General features: G+C 73.6%; 15 protein-coding genes. 7 read left to right on the plus strand and 8 right to left on the minus strand.

What is annotated here, in order from left to right; translation table 11 throughout:
• Positions 1-16: 16 nt before the first annotated feature.
• Positions 17-613 (minus strand): NADPH-dependent FMN reductase, encoded by a 597-nt coding sequence (locus MF672_RS35835; protein ID WP_242376328.1) that lies wholly within the window; start codon positions 611-613, stop codon positions 17-19.
• 102 nt (positions 614-715) lie between these two features.
• Between MF672_RS35835 and MF672_RS35840 the strand changes: the two genes are divergently transcribed.
• Complete coding sequence (locus tag MF672_RS35840; protein WP_242376329.1) at positions 716-1,576, plus strand: helix-turn-helix domain-containing protein; 861 nt, start codon at positions 716-718, stop codon at positions 1,574-1,576.
• An 11-nt stretch (positions 1,577-1,587) separates the two neighbouring features.
• On the opposite strand, the gene MF672_RS35845 is transcribed toward MF672_RS35840, so the two are convergent.
• Genes MF672_RS35845 through MF672_RS35855 form a run of 3 tightly spaced genes read right to left on the minus strand, consistent with a single transcriptional unit; the run spans position 1,588 to position 3,876 of the window.
• Positions 1,588-2,196, minus strand: coding sequence for a pentapeptide repeat-containing protein (locus tag MF672_RS35845; protein ID WP_242376330.1), 609 nt, complete (start codon positions 2,194-2,196; stop codon positions 1,588-1,590).
• Positions 2,197-2,213: 17 nt separating this feature from the next.
• Positions 2,214-3,374: a cation:proton antiporter gene (locus tag MF672_RS35850; RefSeq protein WP_242376331.1), complete on the minus strand. Its 1,161-nt coding sequence runs from the start codon at positions 3,372-3,374 to the stop codon at positions 2,214-2,216.
• A 10-nt stretch (positions 3,375-3,384) separates the two neighbouring features.
• The gene (locus MF672_RS35855; RefSeq protein ID WP_444861117.1) at positions 3,385-3,876 is read right to left on the minus strand and encodes a cation:proton antiporter regulatory subunit; all 492 of its coding nucleotides are present in this window, start codon (positions 3,874-3,876) and stop codon (positions 3,385-3,387) included.
• Positions 3,877-4,039: 163 nt separating this feature from the next.
• Here MF672_RS35855 and MF672_RS35860 point away from each other — a divergent pair, with 163 nt between their 5' ends.
• From MF672_RS35860 to MF672_RS35870, 3 genes are all read left to right on the plus strand, one after another.
• Positions 4,040-4,684: a response regulator transcription factor gene (locus MF672_RS35860; RefSeq protein WP_242376332.1), complete on the plus strand. Its 645-nt coding sequence runs from the start codon at positions 4,040-4,042 to the stop codon at positions 4,682-4,684.
• A 147-nt stretch (positions 4,685-4,831) separates the two neighbouring features.
• Positions 4,832-5,233 carry an ATP-binding protein gene (locus tag MF672_RS35865; protein ID WP_242376333.1) on the plus strand — a complete coding sequence of 134 codons (402 nt, stop codon included), beginning with the start codon at positions 4,832-4,834 and terminating at the stop codon, positions 5,231-5,233.
• Positions 5,234-5,299: 66 nt separating this feature from the next.
• The gene (locus MF672_RS35870) at positions 5,300-6,349 is read left to right on the plus strand and encodes a PAS domain-containing sensor histidine kinase (protein ID WP_242376334.1); all 1,050 of its coding nucleotides are present in this window, start codon (positions 5,300-5,302) and stop codon (positions 6,347-6,349) included.
• Positions 6,350-6,420: 71 nt separating this feature from the next.
• Here MF672_RS35870 and MF672_RS35875 read toward each other — a convergent pair whose 3' ends face one another.
• Together MF672_RS35875 and MF672_RS35880 are read right to left on the minus strand one after the other, a co-directional pair.
• Positions 6,421-7,599: an acetate/propionate family kinase gene (locus MF672_RS35875; protein WP_242376335.1), complete on the minus strand. Its 1,179-nt coding sequence runs from the start codon at positions 7,597-7,599 to the stop codon at positions 6,421-6,423.
• Positions 7,575-9,878, minus strand: coding sequence for a phosphoketolase family protein (locus MF672_RS35880; RefSeq protein WP_242376336.1), 2,304 nt, complete (start codon positions 9,876-9,878; stop codon positions 7,575-7,577). The genes MF672_RS35875 and MF672_RS35880 overlap by 25 nt, the downstream gene beginning before the upstream one ends.
• Positions 9,879-10,096: 218 nt before the next feature.
• On the opposite strand from MF672_RS35880, the gene pgi reads away from it, so the two are divergent.
• The 3 genes from pgi (at position 10,097) to MF672_RS35895 (ending at position 12,835) form a co-directional block, all read left to right on the plus strand.
• Positions 10,097-11,728, plus strand: a complete 1,632-nt coding sequence (gene pgi, locus MF672_RS35885) for a glucose-6-phosphate isomerase (RefSeq protein WP_242376337.1) — start codon at positions 10,097-10,099, stop codon at positions 11,726-11,728.
• A 33-nt stretch (positions 11,729-11,761) separates the two neighbouring features.
• Positions 11,762-12,115 carry a spore germination protein GerW family protein gene (locus MF672_RS35890; RefSeq protein ID WP_242376338.1) on the plus strand — a complete coding sequence of 118 codons (354 nt, stop codon included), beginning with the start codon at positions 11,762-11,764 and terminating at the stop codon, positions 12,113-12,115.
• 84 nt (positions 12,116-12,199) lie between these two features.
• Positions 12,200-12,835, plus strand: a complete 636-nt coding sequence (locus tag MF672_RS35895) for a LysE family translocator (RefSeq protein ID WP_242376339.1) — start codon at positions 12,200-12,202, stop codon at positions 12,833-12,835.
• A 184-nt stretch (positions 12,836-13,019) separates the two neighbouring features.
• On the opposite strand, the gene MF672_RS35900 is transcribed toward MF672_RS35895, so the two are convergent.
• Both MF672_RS35900 and MF672_RS35905 read right to left on the minus strand, forming a co-directional pair.
• Positions 13,020-13,745, minus strand: coding sequence for a VIT1/CCC1 transporter family protein (locus MF672_RS35900; protein ID WP_242376340.1), 726 nt, complete (start codon positions 13,743-13,745; stop codon positions 13,020-13,022).
• Positions 13,746-14,303: 558 nt separating this feature from the next.
• Positions 14,304-14,915: a hypothetical protein gene (locus tag MF672_RS35905; protein ID WP_242376341.1), complete on the minus strand. Its 612-nt coding sequence runs from the start codon at positions 14,913-14,915 to the stop codon at positions 14,304-14,306.
• Positions 14,916-14,970 lie beyond the last annotated feature (55 nt).

Here is a 14,970-nt window from a genome sequence, read left to right on the forward strand (position 1 = left end):
GTGCTCATGCCCGTGCTCACGCCACGTACGGGGTGGCGGCGCGGGCGTCGCGCAGCACCCGGCTCCACCAGCCGAGCTGGTCCAGCAGCGCCTTGGCCGCCGCCTCGGGGCCCGCCGGCTCCAGCAGCCGGCCCTCGCCGTCGAAGCGCGCCCAGGGCTGGTCGAAGGTGATCGTGTGGCGGATCGTCACCGCGTGCAGCTCGGCGAAGACCTGCCGCAGGTGCTCGGCCGCGCGCACGCCGCCGCCGAAGCCGCCGTAGGAGATCAGCGCCACCGGCTTGGCCTGCCACTCGGTGGGATGCCAGTCGAGGAGCTGCTTCAGTGCGGCCGGATAGCTGTGGTTGTACTCCGGCGTCACGACCGCGAAGGCGTCGGCGGCGGCCAGCCGCGCCGACAGGCCGCGCAGCTCCTCCGGCCGGGCGGCCACGTCGAACAGGTGCTCCGCCGACGGCGGCAGCGCGGCGGGCAGCGGGTGGCCGGCCAGGTCCACCACGTCCAGGCCGAACAGGCCGTGCCGCCGGGCCTGGCCTGCGAACCAGGACGAGATCGTGGGGCCGAAGCGGCCGTCCCGGACGCTGCCGGTGATCAGGGCGAGTCTCATGGTGTCCGTCATGGCCGCCAATCTGCCGCCCGGCGCCCGGGCGAGGGAGGCCGGGCCGAGACTGGCCCTGGCAGGGCCACGATGACGGCGGCCGGCGCCCGTAGACTCGCCCGGGTGAGCGACAACGAGCTGGGGGCGTACCTGCGGGCGCGCCGCGAGGCGGTCCGGCCGTCCGACGTGGGGCTGCCCGACGGGCCGCGCCGGCGCACGCCGGGGCTGCGCAGGTCGGAGCTGGCGACGCTGGCCGGGGTCAGCGTCGAATACCTCACCAGGCTGGAGCAGGGGCGCGACCGCCACCCGTCGATGCAGGTGCTCGGCGCGCTCGGCGACGCCCTGCGCATGACCCCCGAGGAACGCGTCCACCTGCGCAACCTCGCCAAGATCAGCAGCGGCGCGTACGCGATGTGCCCCAGCGCCGAGCAGTTCCCCGCCCGCACCGTGCGGGCGGGCGTGCGGGCCGTGCTCGACCGGCTGGAGCCCACGCCCGCCGCGCTGCTCAACCGGCTCGGCGAGGTGGTCGCGCACACCGCCGGGTTCGGGCGGCTGTACGGCCCGCTCGGGCTGCCGGCCGCCGGCGACCCGCCCAACCTGCACCGCTACGTCTTCACCGACGTGCGCGCCAGGATCGCCTACCCCGAATGGGACCGCGTCGCCGACGAGCACGCCGCCGCGCTGCGGCTGGAGGCCGGCCAGGGCGACCGGTTCGCCGCCGAGCTGGCCGAGGAGCTGGAGTTCGCGGCGGGCGAGGCGTTCGCCGAGCGCATGGCCCGGCCGCCCGCGCCGCCGCGCCCCGCGCCCGTGCAGCGGCTCGCGCACCCGGAGGCGGGGGAGCTGCGGCTGGCCCGCGAGTGGCTCGACGTCGACGGCGGGGAGCAGCGCCTCGTCGTGTTCCTGCCCGCCGACGCCGCCACCGCCGCCGCCCTCGAGCGGCTCGCCGGCCGCCGGCCGGGCGCGCTGCGCGCCGTCACCGCCTGAGCGGCCCGCCCCTACGCGCGCACGACCAGGCCCAGGGCGGTCGCGACGGCGATCGCCTGCACCGGGTCGATGATCGCGCCCTTGAGCGTCACCTCGGCCGGGTCGAGCCCGCCGAGGTCGCTGCCGCGCAGGTCGCACTTGGTGAGGTCGGCCCCGCGCAGCCACGCCCCCGACAGGTCGCAGCGGCGCAGCGTCGCGCCCGTCAGCCGGGCGCCGCCGAGGTCCGCCTCGCGCAGCCGCACCCCGCCGATCGTGCTGCCCTTCAGGTCGCTGTCCTGGAGCTGCGCGTACGACCAGTCGCCGCCGGTCACCTTGAGCAGCCCGAACGTGCACGACTCGAACACGCCGCCGACCACCTTGCAGCCGGTGAACGTCGCGTCGAAGAACGAACAGCGGATGAAGTGGCAGTTGAGGAAGCTCGCGTCGGTGTGCTCGGAGACGTTGAAGCGCACGTTGCCGAACGTGCACTCCTCGAACGACGCGCCGTGGTCGACCAGCTCCGTCATGTCCACGTCCTGGAACAGCACGCGCCGGAACTCCTCGCCCGCCAGCTCCAGCACGTCCCAGTCGGCCGCCCCGATCGTCCGCTCCACCGGGTACGCCGTTCTCCTGTTGGCCATGCGAACAAACTAGCGGATCAGGCCCGTTTCGCGATGGCCGTGATGAACGGCTGCACCAGCTTGGCCGCGAGCGGGCCGAACGCCGCCAGGATGAGCACGTACGCCGCCGCCAGCGCCCCCAGGTCGGGGTGCGCGCCCGCGCCGACCGCGAGCCCGGCGATGACGATGTTGAACTCGCCGCGCGGGATGAGCGCGATGCCCGCCCGCGCCTGGCCGGCCTTGCCGATGCCCGCCCGGCGGGCCGCGTACGCGCCGGTCAGCAGCTTGGTCACCATGCTGGCCAGCGCCAGCAGCGCGGCCAGCCCGGCCACCGGCAGGATCTTCGCCGGGTCGGTCTGCAGGCCGAAGAAGACGAAGAACACCGCCGCGAACAGGTCCCGCAGCGGCGCCAGCAGCGCCTGCGCGTCCTCGGCCAGCTCGCCCGACAGGGCGATCCCGACGAGGAACGCGCCCACCGCCGCCGACACCTGGAGCTGCTGCGCCAGCCCGGCGACCAGCAGCGCCAGCCCGACCACCTTCAGCAGCAGCACCTCGGAGTTCGGGCTGGAGACGAACGCCTCGATGAAGCGCCCGAACCGCAGCGCCACGACCAGCACGACGCTCACCGTCACTAGCGCGATGCCGACCGCGACGGCGCCGCTGAGCAGGCTCAGCCCGGCCAGCATGGTGGTCAGCACCGGCAGGTAGATCGCCATCGTCAGGTCCTCGAAGACCAGCAGCGACAGCACGGTCGGCGTCTCCCTGTTGCCGATCCAGCCGAGGTCCGACAGCACCTTGGCGGTGATGCCGGAGGAGGTGGCGTAGGTGACGCCCGCCATCGCCACGGCGGCGACCGGGCCCCAGCCGAGCAGCAGCGCGCAGATCGCGCCCGGCGCGGCGTTGAGCACCAGGTCCACGAGGCCGGCGCGGGCGTTGCCGGTCAGGCTCGTCACCAGCTCGTCGGCGTTGTACTCCAGGCCCAGGGTGAGCAGCAGCAGCACGACGCCCAGCTCGGCGCCGACGGAGATGAACTCCTCGCTGGTCGCCAGCGGCAGCACGCCGCCCGTCCCGAACGCCAGGCCGGCGATCAGGTAGAGGGGGATGGGGGAGATGCCGACGCGCAGCGCGAGCGCGCCGAGCACCCCGAGACCGAGAAGGACCGCACCGAACTCCAGGAAGAGGATCGCGGTTTCGTGCAAACCCGCGGCCCTACCCTTGTGCCAGGATGTCGGCCACCTCGGAGGTGCTGTCCTCGCTGCCCACGACCACCACGACGTCGCCCGCCCGGAAGACGAACTCCGGGCCGGGGCTGGCGAACACCTGGCCGCCGCGCGCGACGGCCACGATGGAGGCGCTGGTGCGGGTGCGCACCCGGGCCTCGCCCATGGGGCGGCCCGCGTACGGGGAGCCGTCGGGGATCGGCAGCTGCACGCTGACCAGGCCCTCGACCTGCTGGTGGAGCTGGTTGAGCCGCTGCACGATGCGCGGCGCGCCGAGGAGCTCGGCCAGGGCGTCGGCTTCCTCGTCGTTCAGCTTGACCGTCTGGCAGGCGCGGTCGGGATCGTCCTTGTCGTAGATCACCAGGTCACGGCGACCCGTCCGGTGCGACACGACGCCCACGCGCTGGCCCGCGCGGGTGGTGAAGTCGTGTCTCAGCCCGATTCCCGGCAGCGCTGTCTGCTCGACCTCCACCTGTCCCACCCGTTCAGATCCGTATATTTCCGGACAACCCTACCAATCGCGCGCCCCCTCGCGCCCCGCCCTCGCGGGTGGCAGGACGTGCGGGGACGTGGAAAGGTTGGGGGTGACGTCCGGCGATCGAGCAGTCCGCACGACGAGCCTGAGCCGAGGAAGCAGCACGCCCATGCCGCCCGCCCCCCTGATCCGGCTGGTGCTGGTCGAGGATCACGCCATGGTCGCCGAGGCCATCGGCCTGGCGCTCGGCCGCGCCGCCGACATCGACGTGGCCGCCCACGCCAGCACGATCGCCGCCGCCCTGACGGAGACGGCCCGGGTCCAGCCCGACGTGGTGGTGCTCGACCGCCGCCTGCCCGACGGCGACGGCATCGCCGTCATCGGGCGGCTCGCCGCCGCCGCGCCGCGGACGCGGGTGCTGGTGCTGACCGGCGAGGCGACCGCGTCCATGGCCGCGCGGGTGGTGCAGTCGGGCGGGGCCGGGCTGCTGGTGAAGTCCTCGCGGCTGGGGGAGCTGGAGTCGGCGGTGCGGGAGGTCGCGGCGGGCGGGGTGGTGTTCCCGCCGGCGCTGCTGCCCGGCGTGTTCGACCGTCTGACGGGACGGGTAGGACACCTGGGAGCCCAGCTCACCGCGCGCGAGCGCGAGACCCTGCTCCTCCTGGCCGAGGGGGCCAGCACGGACGAGATCAGCGAGCGCCTCGGCGTGGCCAGGAACACCGCCCGCAACCACGTCCAGCACGTGCTGGAGAAACTGGGGGCCAGGTCGAAGCTGGAGGCCGTGGCCGTCGCCCGCCGCGAAGGGCTGCTCGACTGACGCAGCTGCACCAGAGCGCGTCCCACAGCCGCATCAGGGCGGCTGGTGCGTCCGCCTCTCGTGGGGGCCGCGCCGCTGCCGGACAGTGGAGAGGTGGGCACCGAGGCGGCGGGGTCGCACCGAGTCGACACCTCTTTGCCGCGTGAGATGGACAGCATCACGGCCGCGCGGCGGCTCGCCCAGGACGTGCTGTCCGCCTGCGGCTACCGCGGGCGCAGGGAGGACGTGCTGCTGGTGGTGTCGGAGCTGGTGACCAACGCGATCCTGCACGGCGACGGCCCGCCGGTCCTCCGCATCAGCGGCGACGCCGACCGGCTGCGCGTCGAGGTCAGCGACGACGGCCCCGGCCTGCCCGAGCTGCGCGAGCCGGGCCCGTCGAGCGGCTGGGGCCTGCACGTGGTGCGGCTGCTGGCGGCGAGCTGGGGGATCACCGGCGAGCGTGCGGACGGCGACGGCGAAGGAGGCGCGGAGGGGAAGGGGGGCAAGGTCGTGTGGTGCGAGCTGGCGGCGGACGTCGTCCCGCTGCACGCACGCCCCGCCGGCGCCTGACCCCCGCGCCTGACCCGGGCCCGCTCGGGCGGTTCCGGTTTCCCGCCGGCCGTGAAAGGCTGCGTTATGCCCGAGCGCGACCGCACCGCCGAGGACCTGCGGCTGCTCGTCCAGAGCATCCGCGACTGCGCGATCCTCATGCTCGACCCCCAGGGCAGGATCGTCAGCTGGAACACCGGCGCCCAGCGCATCAAGGGGTACGCCGCCGAGGAGGTCATCGGCAGGCACTTCTCGCTCTCCCACCCGCCCGAGGACGTCGCCGCGGGCACGCCGGCCATGGAGCTGGCGGCCGCCGCCGCCGACGGCCAGTGGGCGGCGGAGGGCTGGCGGGTCCGCAAGGACGGCACCCGCTTCCGGGCCGCCGTCGTCCTGACCGCCCTGCGCGATGAGCACGGCGGCCTGCGCGGCTTCGGCGAGGTCACCCGCGACGTCACCGGGCAGCGCGCCCCCGCCCTGGACGAGCGCGCCACCCTGCTGGCCCGCCTCGTCGAGGCGCAGGAGCGCGAGCGCCGCCGCATCGCCAACGACGTGCACGGCGACACCATCCAGGCCATGGTGGCGGTCGGCATGCGGCTGCGCATGCTGGAGCCGCGGCTGCCGCGCGAGCACGCCGAGGCCGTGCGCGGCATCGACGACGCGGTCAACGGCGCCGTCGAGCGGCTGCGCGAGCTCGCCTTCCGCCTGCGCCCGCCGGTGGAGGGCCTGGTGGCGGGCCTGGCCGCGTACATGGAGACCGCGATGGCGGGCACCGGGCTGACCTACGAGCTGGCGCACGACCTCGACGCGGAGCCGCCGGCCGAGGCGGCGACCACCGTGTTCCGCATCTGCCAGGAGGCGCTGACCAACGTGGCCAGGCACGCGGGCGCGGCCTCGGTCACGGTGTCGGTGGTCTCGCTCGACCGGGGCGTGCACGTGCGGGTGCACGACGACGGAGTCGGCCTGGCCCGGCCGGCCGCCGGGCCGGCCCGGCAGCCCGCGGCGCTCGGGCACTTCGGGCTGATCGAGATGCGGGAGCGGGCCGAGACGGCGGGCGGCTGGTGGGACATCCAGGGCGACCAGGGGACGGGCACGACGGTCGAGTTCTGGGTCCCCGCCGTGCCCCGCCGCCTGTCCTGACGCCTGTCCTGACGCCTGTCCTGACGCCTGTCCTGACGCCTGTCCTGACGCGCCGTGCCGGCGGCCGCGCGTCAGCCGATCAGGCCGAGCGCCTGGCTGGCGATCTCCCACTCCTCGTCCGTGGGCACGACCAGCACCGGCACCTCCGCGCCCGGCGGGGAGACCGGCCGCTCGCCGCCGGCCGCCCCGTTCAGCGCCGGGTCCACGACGATGCCGAGGCGGTCGAGCCCGGCCAATGACTCGGCGCGGGTGGCGGCGTCGTGCTCGCCCACCCCGCCGGTGAACACGATCGCGTCCACCCGGCCGAGCAGCGCGTAGTAGGCGCCCACGTACTTGCGGATGCGCCGGGTGTAGACCTGGAGGGCCAGCCGGGCCTCGGCGTCGTCCCGGGCGCGGGCGCGCACCTCGCGCATGTCGAGCGTGCCCGCCAGGGCCAGCAGGCCGCCGCGATGGCTGAGGTCGTGCTCGACCCGCTGCGGGTCGGCGCCCCGCACCCGGGCGAGGAAACCGGCCAGGGCCGGGTCCACGTCGCCGCTGCGGGTGCCCATGACCAGGCCCTCCAGCGGGGTCAGGCCCATGGAGGTGTCGACGCTGCGCCCGCCGGAGACCGCGGTGGCGCTGGCGCCGTTGCCGAGGTGCAGCACGATCAGGTTGAGCCCGGCCAGGTCGCGGCCGAGCAGGGCGGCGGCGCGGCGGGAGACGTACGCGCAGGAGGTGCCGTGGAAGCCGAAGCGCCGCACGCCGAGCTCCTCGCGCCACTCGCGCGGCACCGCGTACGTGTACGCCTCCGGCGGCAGCGTCCGGTGGAACGCCGTGTCGAACACGGCCACCTGCGGCACCGCGGGGAACGCCTTGCGCGCCACCCGGATGCCCGCCAGGTTGACCGGGTTGTGCAGCGGGGCGAGCGGGGCCAGCTCCTCGATGGCCGCCATCACCTCGTCGTCCACCAGGACCGGCCCGTCGAAGCGGGTGCCGCCGTGCACGACCCGGTGCCCGACCGCGATCGGGTCCAGCGCGGGGCCGGCCGCAGCGAACGCCTCCATCATCGCCTCGAGCCCCTCGCCGTGGCCGGGGAAGAGGCGTTCGCGCACGTACGGCTCCCCGTCCCCGGCGCGGTGGGTGAGGCGTCCGGACTCCTCGCCGATGCGCTCGACCAGCCCTCTGGCCGGGCGCTCGTGGGTCCGGACGTCCACCAGCTCGTACTTGATCGATGAGGATCCCGTGTTCAGGACGAGAATGTGGCCGGCCATGTCCAGGAGCTTATTTCGGCCGGGTCCTCCCCGTGCTCCCGGGTGTACGCGCGGGCCCGCAGCCGGGCGTCGCTCATCCGCTGCCGCAGGTGGGCGGCCTTCGAGCCGAGCCCGGGCACCCGGTCGACGACGTCCATGACGAGGTGGTAGCGGTCGATGTCGTTGAGCATCGCCATGTCGAACGGCGTCGTCGTGGTGCCCTCCTCCTTGTAGCCGCGCACGTGGATGTTGGCGTGGCCGTGGCGGCGGTAGGTGAGCTGGTGGATCAGCGACGGGTAGCCGTGGAAGTTGAACACGACCGGCCGGTCCACCGTGAACAGCGTGTCGAACTCGGCGTCCGGCATGCCGTGCGGGTGCTCCGACCGCGGCTGGAGCCGCATGAGGTCCACCACGTTGATCACCCGCACCCGCAGCTCGGGCAGGTGCTCGCGCAGCAGCGCCGCGGCGGCCAGCGTCTCCTGCGTCGGGACGTCGCCCGCGCAGGCCAGCACCACGTCCGGCTCGGTGCCCTCGTCCGTGGAGGCCCACGGCAGGATGCCGAGGCCGCGGGTGTTGTGCGCGATCGCCTCGTCCATGGTGAACAGGTCCAGCACCGGCTGCTTGCCCGCCACGATCACGTTGACGTAGTCGCGCGAGCGCAGGCAGTGGTCGGCGACCGAGAGCAGCGTGTTGGCGTCCGGCGGCAGGTAGACCCGCACCACCGACGCCTTCTTGTTGACGACCACGTCCAGGAAGCCCGGGTCCTGGTGGCTGAAGCCGTTGTGGTCCTGGCGCCACACGTGCGACGACAGCAGGTACGTCAGCGACGCCACCGGCCGCCGCCACGGGATCTTCTGCGAGGACTCCAGCCACTTGGCGTGCTGGTTGAACATGGCGTCCACGATGTGGATGAACGCCTCGTAGCAGTTGAACAGCCCGTGCCGGCCGGTCAGCAGGTAGCCCTCCAGCCAGCCCTGGCACAGGTGCTCGCTCAGCACCTCCATCACCCGCCCGCCGGCGCCCAGGTTCTCGTCCGTGGGCAGCAGCTCGGCGTCCCAGGCCCGGTCCGTCGTCTCGAACACGGCCTGCAGCCGGTTGGAGGCCGTCTCGTCCGGGCCCATCAGCCGGAACGTGCGCGGGTTGGCCGCGATCACGTCCCGCAGCAGCTCGCCGAGCACCCGCGTCGGCTCGGTCTGCTGCGCGGCCGGGGCCTTCACCTCGATCGCGTGCTTGCGGAAGTCGGGCAGGCGCAGCGGCTCCAGCAGCTCGCCGCCGTTGGCGTGCGGGTTGGCGCTCATCCGCAGCGGGCCGGCCGGCACCGACTCGCGGATCGCGGCGACGGGGCGGCCGTCCGAGCCGAACAGCTCCTCCGGCCGGTAGGAGCGCATCCACTCCTCCAGCTGGGCCAGGTGGGCCGGGTTCTCCCTGACCTTGGCCAGCGGCACCTGGTGGGAGCGCCAGGTGCCCTCGACGGGCTTGCCGTCCACCTCCTTGGGCCCGGTCCAGCCCTTCGGGGTGCGCAGGATGATCATCGGCAGGCGGTCGGCGTCGCCGGCCTTGTAGGCGGCCATCTCGTCCCAGCACAGGTCGAGGGTGGCGGCCATCTCCTCGTGGTCGGGGCCGACCAGGTGCGGGCGGTAGCCGTACCCCTCCATGAGCCTGGTCAGCTCGTCCGCGGGGATGCGGGCCAGGACCGTCGGGTTGGCGATCTTGTAGCCGTTGAGGTGCAGGATCGGCAGCACGACGCCGTCGCGCGCGCGGTCCAGGAACTTGTTGGAGTGCCAGCTCGCGGCGAGCGGGCCGGTCTCGGCCTCGCCGTCGCCGATGACGCACGCCACCACCAGGTCGGGGTTGTCGAACGCGGCCCCGTAGGCGTGCGCGAGGGAGTAGCCCAGCTCGCCGCCCTCGTGGATCGAGCCCGGCGTCTCCGGGGCCACGTGGCTCGGGATGCCGCCGGGGAAGCTGAACTGCCGGAACAGCGCCTTCATGCCCTGCACGTCCTGGGTGATGTCGGGGTAGCGCTCGGTGTACGTCCCCTCCAGCCAGGCGTGCGCCACCGCGGCCGGGCCGCCGTGGCCCGGGCCGGCGATGTAGATCATGTCCTGGTCCCGCTCCTTGATCACCCGGTTGAGGTGCGCGAAGCAGAAGTTCAGGCCCGGCGTGGTGCCCCAGTGACCGAGCAGGCGGGGCTTGATGTGCTCCGGCCGCAGCGGCTCGGCCAGCAACGGGTTGTCCAGCAGGTAGATCTGCCCCACCGACAGGTAGTTGGCCGCGCGCCAGTACGCGTCTATATGCTCCATGCCCTGCCCATTCCTCCAGAAAAGCCGCTGAACCCCCGGCCGGGTGCGGAATATGGCGCTCAGGAGATTCCGCCGCGGCCCTCGGCGCCGCCGGACGATGCCGCCGGGCTGGCAAAGACACGGCTCCGCCGTGCGCGGAATCGACCTCGGTGGGTACGGGGTTACGGGACGATGGACCCTGAAGGCTTGATCGGTTTGGCGACACGAGGAGGAGCCAGGTGAACGGCGACATCACCCAGAGCCAGGAGTGGGCGGCGCTGGGCAAGCACCAGGAGGAGCTGTCCGGCAGGCATCTGCGCGAGCTGTTCGCGGCGGACCCGGGCCGGGCCGGGCGCATGACGGTGACCGCCGGCGACCTCTACCTCGACTACGCCAAGCACCGCGCCACCGAGGAGACCATCGGCCTGCTGGTGTCCCTGGCCGAGCGGGCGGGCCTGCGTGAGCGCATCGAGGCCATGTTCGGCGGCGAGCACATCAACGTCAGCGAGGACCGCGCCGTGCTGCACGTCGCGCTGCGCATGCCGCGCGAGGAGGAGCTGACGGTCGACGGCCAGGACGTCCCGGCCGACGTGCACGCCGTGCTCGACAAGATGAGCGCCTTCGCCGAGCGGGTGCGCTCCAAGGAGTGGAAGGGCGCCACCGGCCGGCCCATCGAGACCGTCGTCAACATCGGCATCGGCGGCTCCGACCTCGGCCCCGCCATGGCCTACGAGGCGCTGCGCGACTACGCCGACGCCGGCGTGACGGCCCGCTTCGTCTCCAACATCGACCCCGCCGACATCGTCGGCAACCTGCGCGACCTCGACCCCGAGACCACGCTGTTCGTGGTCAGCTCCAAGACCTTCACCACCCTGGAGACGCTCACCAACGCCCGCGTCGCGCGTCGCTGGCTGGTCGAGGCGCTCGGCGACGACGCGGTCTCCAAGCACTTCGTCGCCGTCTCCACCAACGCCGAGAAGGTCGCCGAGTTCGGCATCGACACCGCCAACATGTTCGGCTTCTGGGACTGGGTGGGCGGCCGCTACTCCTACGACGGCGCCATCGGCCTGTCGCTGATGATCGCCGTCGGGCCGGAGCGCTTCCGCGAGATGCTGGCCGGCTTCCGCGTCATGGACGAGCACTTCCGCACCGCGCCGTTCGAGCGGAACATGCCGGTGATCATGGGCCTGCTCGGCATCTGGTACAACGACTTCTTCGGCGCCGAGACCCGCGCCGTGCTGCCCTACAGCCAGCGGCTGCACCGCTTCCCGGCCTACCTGCAGCAGCTCACCATGGAGTCCAACGGCAAGTCGGTGCGCGCCGACGGCACCCCCGTCACCGTCCAGACCGGCGAGATCTTCTGGGGCGAGCCGGGCACCAACGGCCAGCACGCCTTCTACCAGCTCCTCCACCAGGGCACCCGGCTCGTCCCCGCCGACTTCATCGGCTTCGCCGAGCCGTACGACGACCGCGAGGGCATGCACGACCAGCTCACCGCCAACCTGCTGGCGCAGACCTCGGCGCTGGCGTTCGGCAAGACGGCCGAGGAGATCGCGGCCGAGGGCACCGCGGCCGGCATCGTCCCCCACAAGGTCATGCCCGGCAACCGGCCCACCTCCACGATCCTCGCGCCGAAGCTGACGCCGTCCACGCTGGGGCAGCTCGTCGCCCTGTACGAGCACATCGTGTTCGTCGAGGGCACCATCTGGGGCGTCGACTCCTTCGACCAGTGGGGCGTCGAGCTGGGCAAGAAGATGGCCCTCGACCTGGCCCCCGCCCTCACCTCCGACGAGCCGCCCGCCACCTTCCCCGACCCGTCGACCGAGCGCCTGGTCCGCCGCTACCGCGAGCTGCGCGGCCGGCGCGCGTAGCAGACCGGCGGCTCCTGGGCGAGGATGGTCCCCATGGACATCATGGAACTCGTCGAACGCTCGAAGGACGCCGCCACCGTGCAGCGCGTCTTCGGCGAGCCGATCCACCACGGCGACGTCGTCGTCATCCCCGTCGCCCGCATCGCGCAGGGCGGCGGGATCGGCCAGGGGCAGGGCAAGAACGACAAGGAGGAGGGCGGCGGCAGCGGCCTCGGCTTCGGCCACGGCGCGACGCCCGCCGGCGTGTTCGTGATCAAGGACGGCGAGGTGAGGTGGCAGCCCGCCGTGGACGTCAACCGCATCGTCCTCGGCGGTCAGGTCGTCGCCGTCGTGCTGCTGCTGATGCTGCGCGCGATCTTCAAGGGCTGGGGGCGCCGCAAGCGCTGACCCTTGCCGCGCCGCGTCCTTGCCGCGTCCTTCAAGGGCGGGCCCTCGGCGATGCCTGTCGGGCGGGCCCTCTAGGGTGGCGGCATGACCACAATGACACAGATCGCGGCGTTCGGCGGAGTCGTCCTGCTCGGGGCCATGTCGCCGGGCCCGGACTTCGCGGTGGTCGTGCGCCGCTCGGCCGTCTCCGGCCGCGGCTACGGCATGGCGGCCGCGCTCGGGATCTCGGTGGGCGTGTTCGCCTGGGTGGTGGCCGCGGCCACCGGCGTGGCGGCGCTGCTGGCCGCCTCGGCGCTGGCGTTCACGGTGGTCAAGGTGGTGGGCGCGGCCTACCTGCTCTACCTCGGGGCCAAGGCGCTGCGCGCGGCCCTGCGCCGGGGCGGTGAGCTGCGGCTCGACCTGCCCGACCCGGCGCGGCGCAGCGCGTGGGCGGCGTTCTCCGAGGGCCTGCTCACCAACGCGCTCAACCCGAAGGCGGCGCTGTTCTTCGTGGCGCTGGTGCCGCAGTTCGTCAGCGCGGGCGCGTCGCTGTCCGGCACGCTCGCGCTGTCGCTGGTGGCGCTGGCGGGGACGGTCGCCTGGTTCCTGGTGGTCGCCACCGTCGTCGGCACCCTGCGCAAGCTCTTCGCCCGCCCGGCCGTCCGCCGCACCCTGGACGGCCTGACCGGGCTGGCCCTGATCACCCTCGGCGTCAAACTCGCCACCACCACCCGCCCCTGACCCCCGCCGCCCGCCCTGGCCCCGTCCCCAGGACGTAGCCGATCGGGAGGCCCTTCTCCCGCGAGCTCCCCTCCGGGACGCGGCCGAGCGGCCGCGCCGCTGGACTTGACTCGCCCCCGGCCGGTACCCCGCCGGGCGGGGCGGGTGCGGGTTTTAGGAGTGCGGGTTCTAGGAGTGCGGGTTTCTAGGAGACCGCGACGCCGAGCAGGTGGCCGAGGCCGAAGGTCACGGTGGCCGCGCCGACGCCGAGCGCGAGCTGCCGCAGCCCGCCGACCCACCAGGGCCGCGCCGTCATGGTCGCCACCGCCGCCCCGAACCCGAACAGCCCGAGCACGCTCAGCACCACGGCGAGCGTCAGCCCGGAGGCCCCGAACAGGAACGGCGCCAGCGGCACCAGCGCCCCGGCGGCGAAGGCGAGGAACGACGAACCCGCCGCCAGGTACGGCGAGGGCAGGTCGTCGGGATCGACCCCCAGCTCCTCGCGTACGTGCACGCGCAACGCCTGCTCCGGGTCGGCCGACAGGCCGTCGGCCACCTGGCGCGCCAGGTCCGGGTCCAGGCCGCGCGACTCGTAGAGCGCGGCCAGCTCCGCCCGCTCGCCCTCAGGGTTGCGGGCCAGCTCGCGCCGCTCCACGGCGATCTCGGCGCGCATCAGCTCGGTCTGCGACTTCACCGAGGTGTACTCGCCGGCCGCCATGGAGAACGCCCCGGCCGCCAGCCCGGCGAACCCGGCCAGCACCGCGGCCTTCCCGCCGGTGCCCGCCGCGCCCACGACGCCGGCGATCAGCGCGAAGTTCGACACCAGCCCGTCCATCGCCCCGAACACCGCCGGACGCAACCAGCCGCCGGTCACGTCGCGGTGGCTGTGGTGCCGCTCGGGGGAGTACGGCTGGGCGAGCTCGATGGTCATGGAAAAACCTCCACTTACGGGTGTCTCGTCCAGAAATGTATGGTTCTTGAACAAGATCCGCAACGAAGGAAAGGCTTGCCTGAGCTGCGAAAAGACCGCTCCGGCAGGCACCGGTCACGCCAGGTGATCAGACTCGCCTGTTGATCGAACCCGGCCTGTCGATCGGGCCCGGCCTGCTGGTCCGGTCTGCTGGCCCTGTCAGGCGGGGACCCGTCACGCGCGGGTTGGCCAAAGGCGAAGCTGACAGGCGCGAGCCCGACAGTCGCGCCTGGCTAGAGGCGCGTCCACGCGAAGGCGGGTCCACGCGAAGGCGGGTCCACGCGAAGGCGGGTCCACGCGAAGGCGGGTCCACGCGAAGGCGGGTCCACGCGAAGGCGGGTCCACGCGAAGGCGCGCCCGTGCGAAGGCGCGCCCGTGCGAAGGCGCGCCCGTGCGAAGGCGCGCCCGATCGGAGGCGTGCCCGATTCGGGGCGTGCCCGATTGAAGGCGCGCGAAATCGGAGGCGCGTCGGATCGAGGCGCGTCCGGGGCGGGTGCGGATCGGTTGGGTGGGAGGTGGTCAGACGCGGGCTGGTGTTTCCGAGAGTTGCGGGAGGGGGGCCGGGGCGGGCTCGGTGGTGGCCGGGCCTTCGATCATGGCGGCGCAGTCGGCGATCGTCTCCTCCAGCAGACGCCGCAGCAGCGCGTCCGGGTCGGCGATGCACGCCTGTACGATGCCGACGACCGCGAGCTGCACCGCGTTCGGTGCCGCGTACCGGCGGAAGCCCTTCTCGGTGATCTTGGCGGCCCGGCTGAAGCGCCTGGCCTGCTCGGCCGCGTGCGGGACCTCCTCCAGGGCCCGCCGGCTCGCCTCGCTCAGCCGTCCCGGCGGCGCGCCGTCCAGCCTGGCGAGCATCTCCTCGGCCGCGAGCACCGACACCGCCAGCGCGAGCTGGCGCTCGGCCGCGGCCACGGGCAGCGCGGTCGTGGCGCAGCGCAGCGCGATGCGCGCGTCCACGCGCAGGTCGTCGCTGGCCAGGCCGATGATCGACGGGACGAGCGGGACCAGCCGGGCCCGGCTCTCGTCGCCGACGTTGTCGTTGACCAGGCGGGCGAGGGCGGCCAGCAGCGGGTGCGTGCAGGCCGGATGGTCGCTCCACCGTTCTCCGGCAAGGTAGGAGGCCAGTTCCATGAAACAGGCACCGCGTTTCGGGTTGCGGTGTCTGCCGCGGGACAGGACCGGCATG

The sequence above is a fragment of the Actinomadura luzonensis genome (assembly GCF_022664455.2).
Classification (GTDB): domain Bacteria; phylum Actinomycetota; class Actinomycetes; order Streptosporangiales; family Streptosporangiaceae; genus Nonomuraea; species Nonomuraea luzonensis.

Bases quoted from the DNA above. Each gene is read 5' to 3' on its own strand.
- MF672_RS35835 (WP_242376328.1), bottom strand. From the start codon at position 613: ATGACGGACACCATGAGACTCGCCCTGATCACCGGCAGCGTCCGGGAC.
- MF672_RS35875 (WP_242376335.1), bottom strand. From the start codon at position 7,599: ATGGCCGGCCACATTCTCGTCCTGAACACGGGATCCTCATCGATCAAG.
- MF672_RS35880 (WP_242376336.1), bottom strand. From the start codon at position 9,878: ATGGAGCATATAGACGCGTACTGGCGCGCGGCCAACTACCTGTCGGTG.
- MF672_RS35870 (WP_242376334.1), top strand. From the start codon at position 5,300: ATGCCCGAGCGCGACCGCACCGCCGAGGACCTGCGGCTGCTCGTCCAG.
- MF672_RS35890 (WP_242376338.1), top strand. From the start codon at position 11,762: ATGGACATCATGGAACTCGTCGAACGCTCGAAGGACGCCGCCACCGTG.
- MF672_RS35860 (WP_242376332.1), top strand. From the start codon at position 4,040: ATGCCGCCCGCCCCCCTGATCCGGCTGGTGCTGGTCGAGGATCACGCC.
- MF672_RS35895 (WP_242376339.1), top strand. From the start codon at position 12,200: ATGACCACAATGACACAGATCGCGGCGTTCGGCGGAGTCGTCCTGCTC.
- MF672_RS35905 (WP_242376341.1), bottom strand. From the start codon at position 14,915: ATGGAACTGGCCTCCTACCTTGCCGGAGAACGGTGGAGCGACCATCCG.
- MF672_RS35900 (WP_242376340.1), bottom strand. From the start codon at position 13,745: ATGACCATCGAGCTCGCCCAGCCGTACTCCCCCGAGCGGCACCACAGC.
- MF672_RS35865 (WP_242376333.1), top strand. From the start codon at position 4,832: ATGGACAGCATCACGGCCGCGCGGCGGCTCGCCCAGGACGTGCTGTCC.
- MF672_RS35845 (WP_242376330.1), bottom strand. From the start codon at position 2,196: ATGGCCAACAGGAGAACGGCGTACCCGGTGGAGCGGACGATCGGGGCG.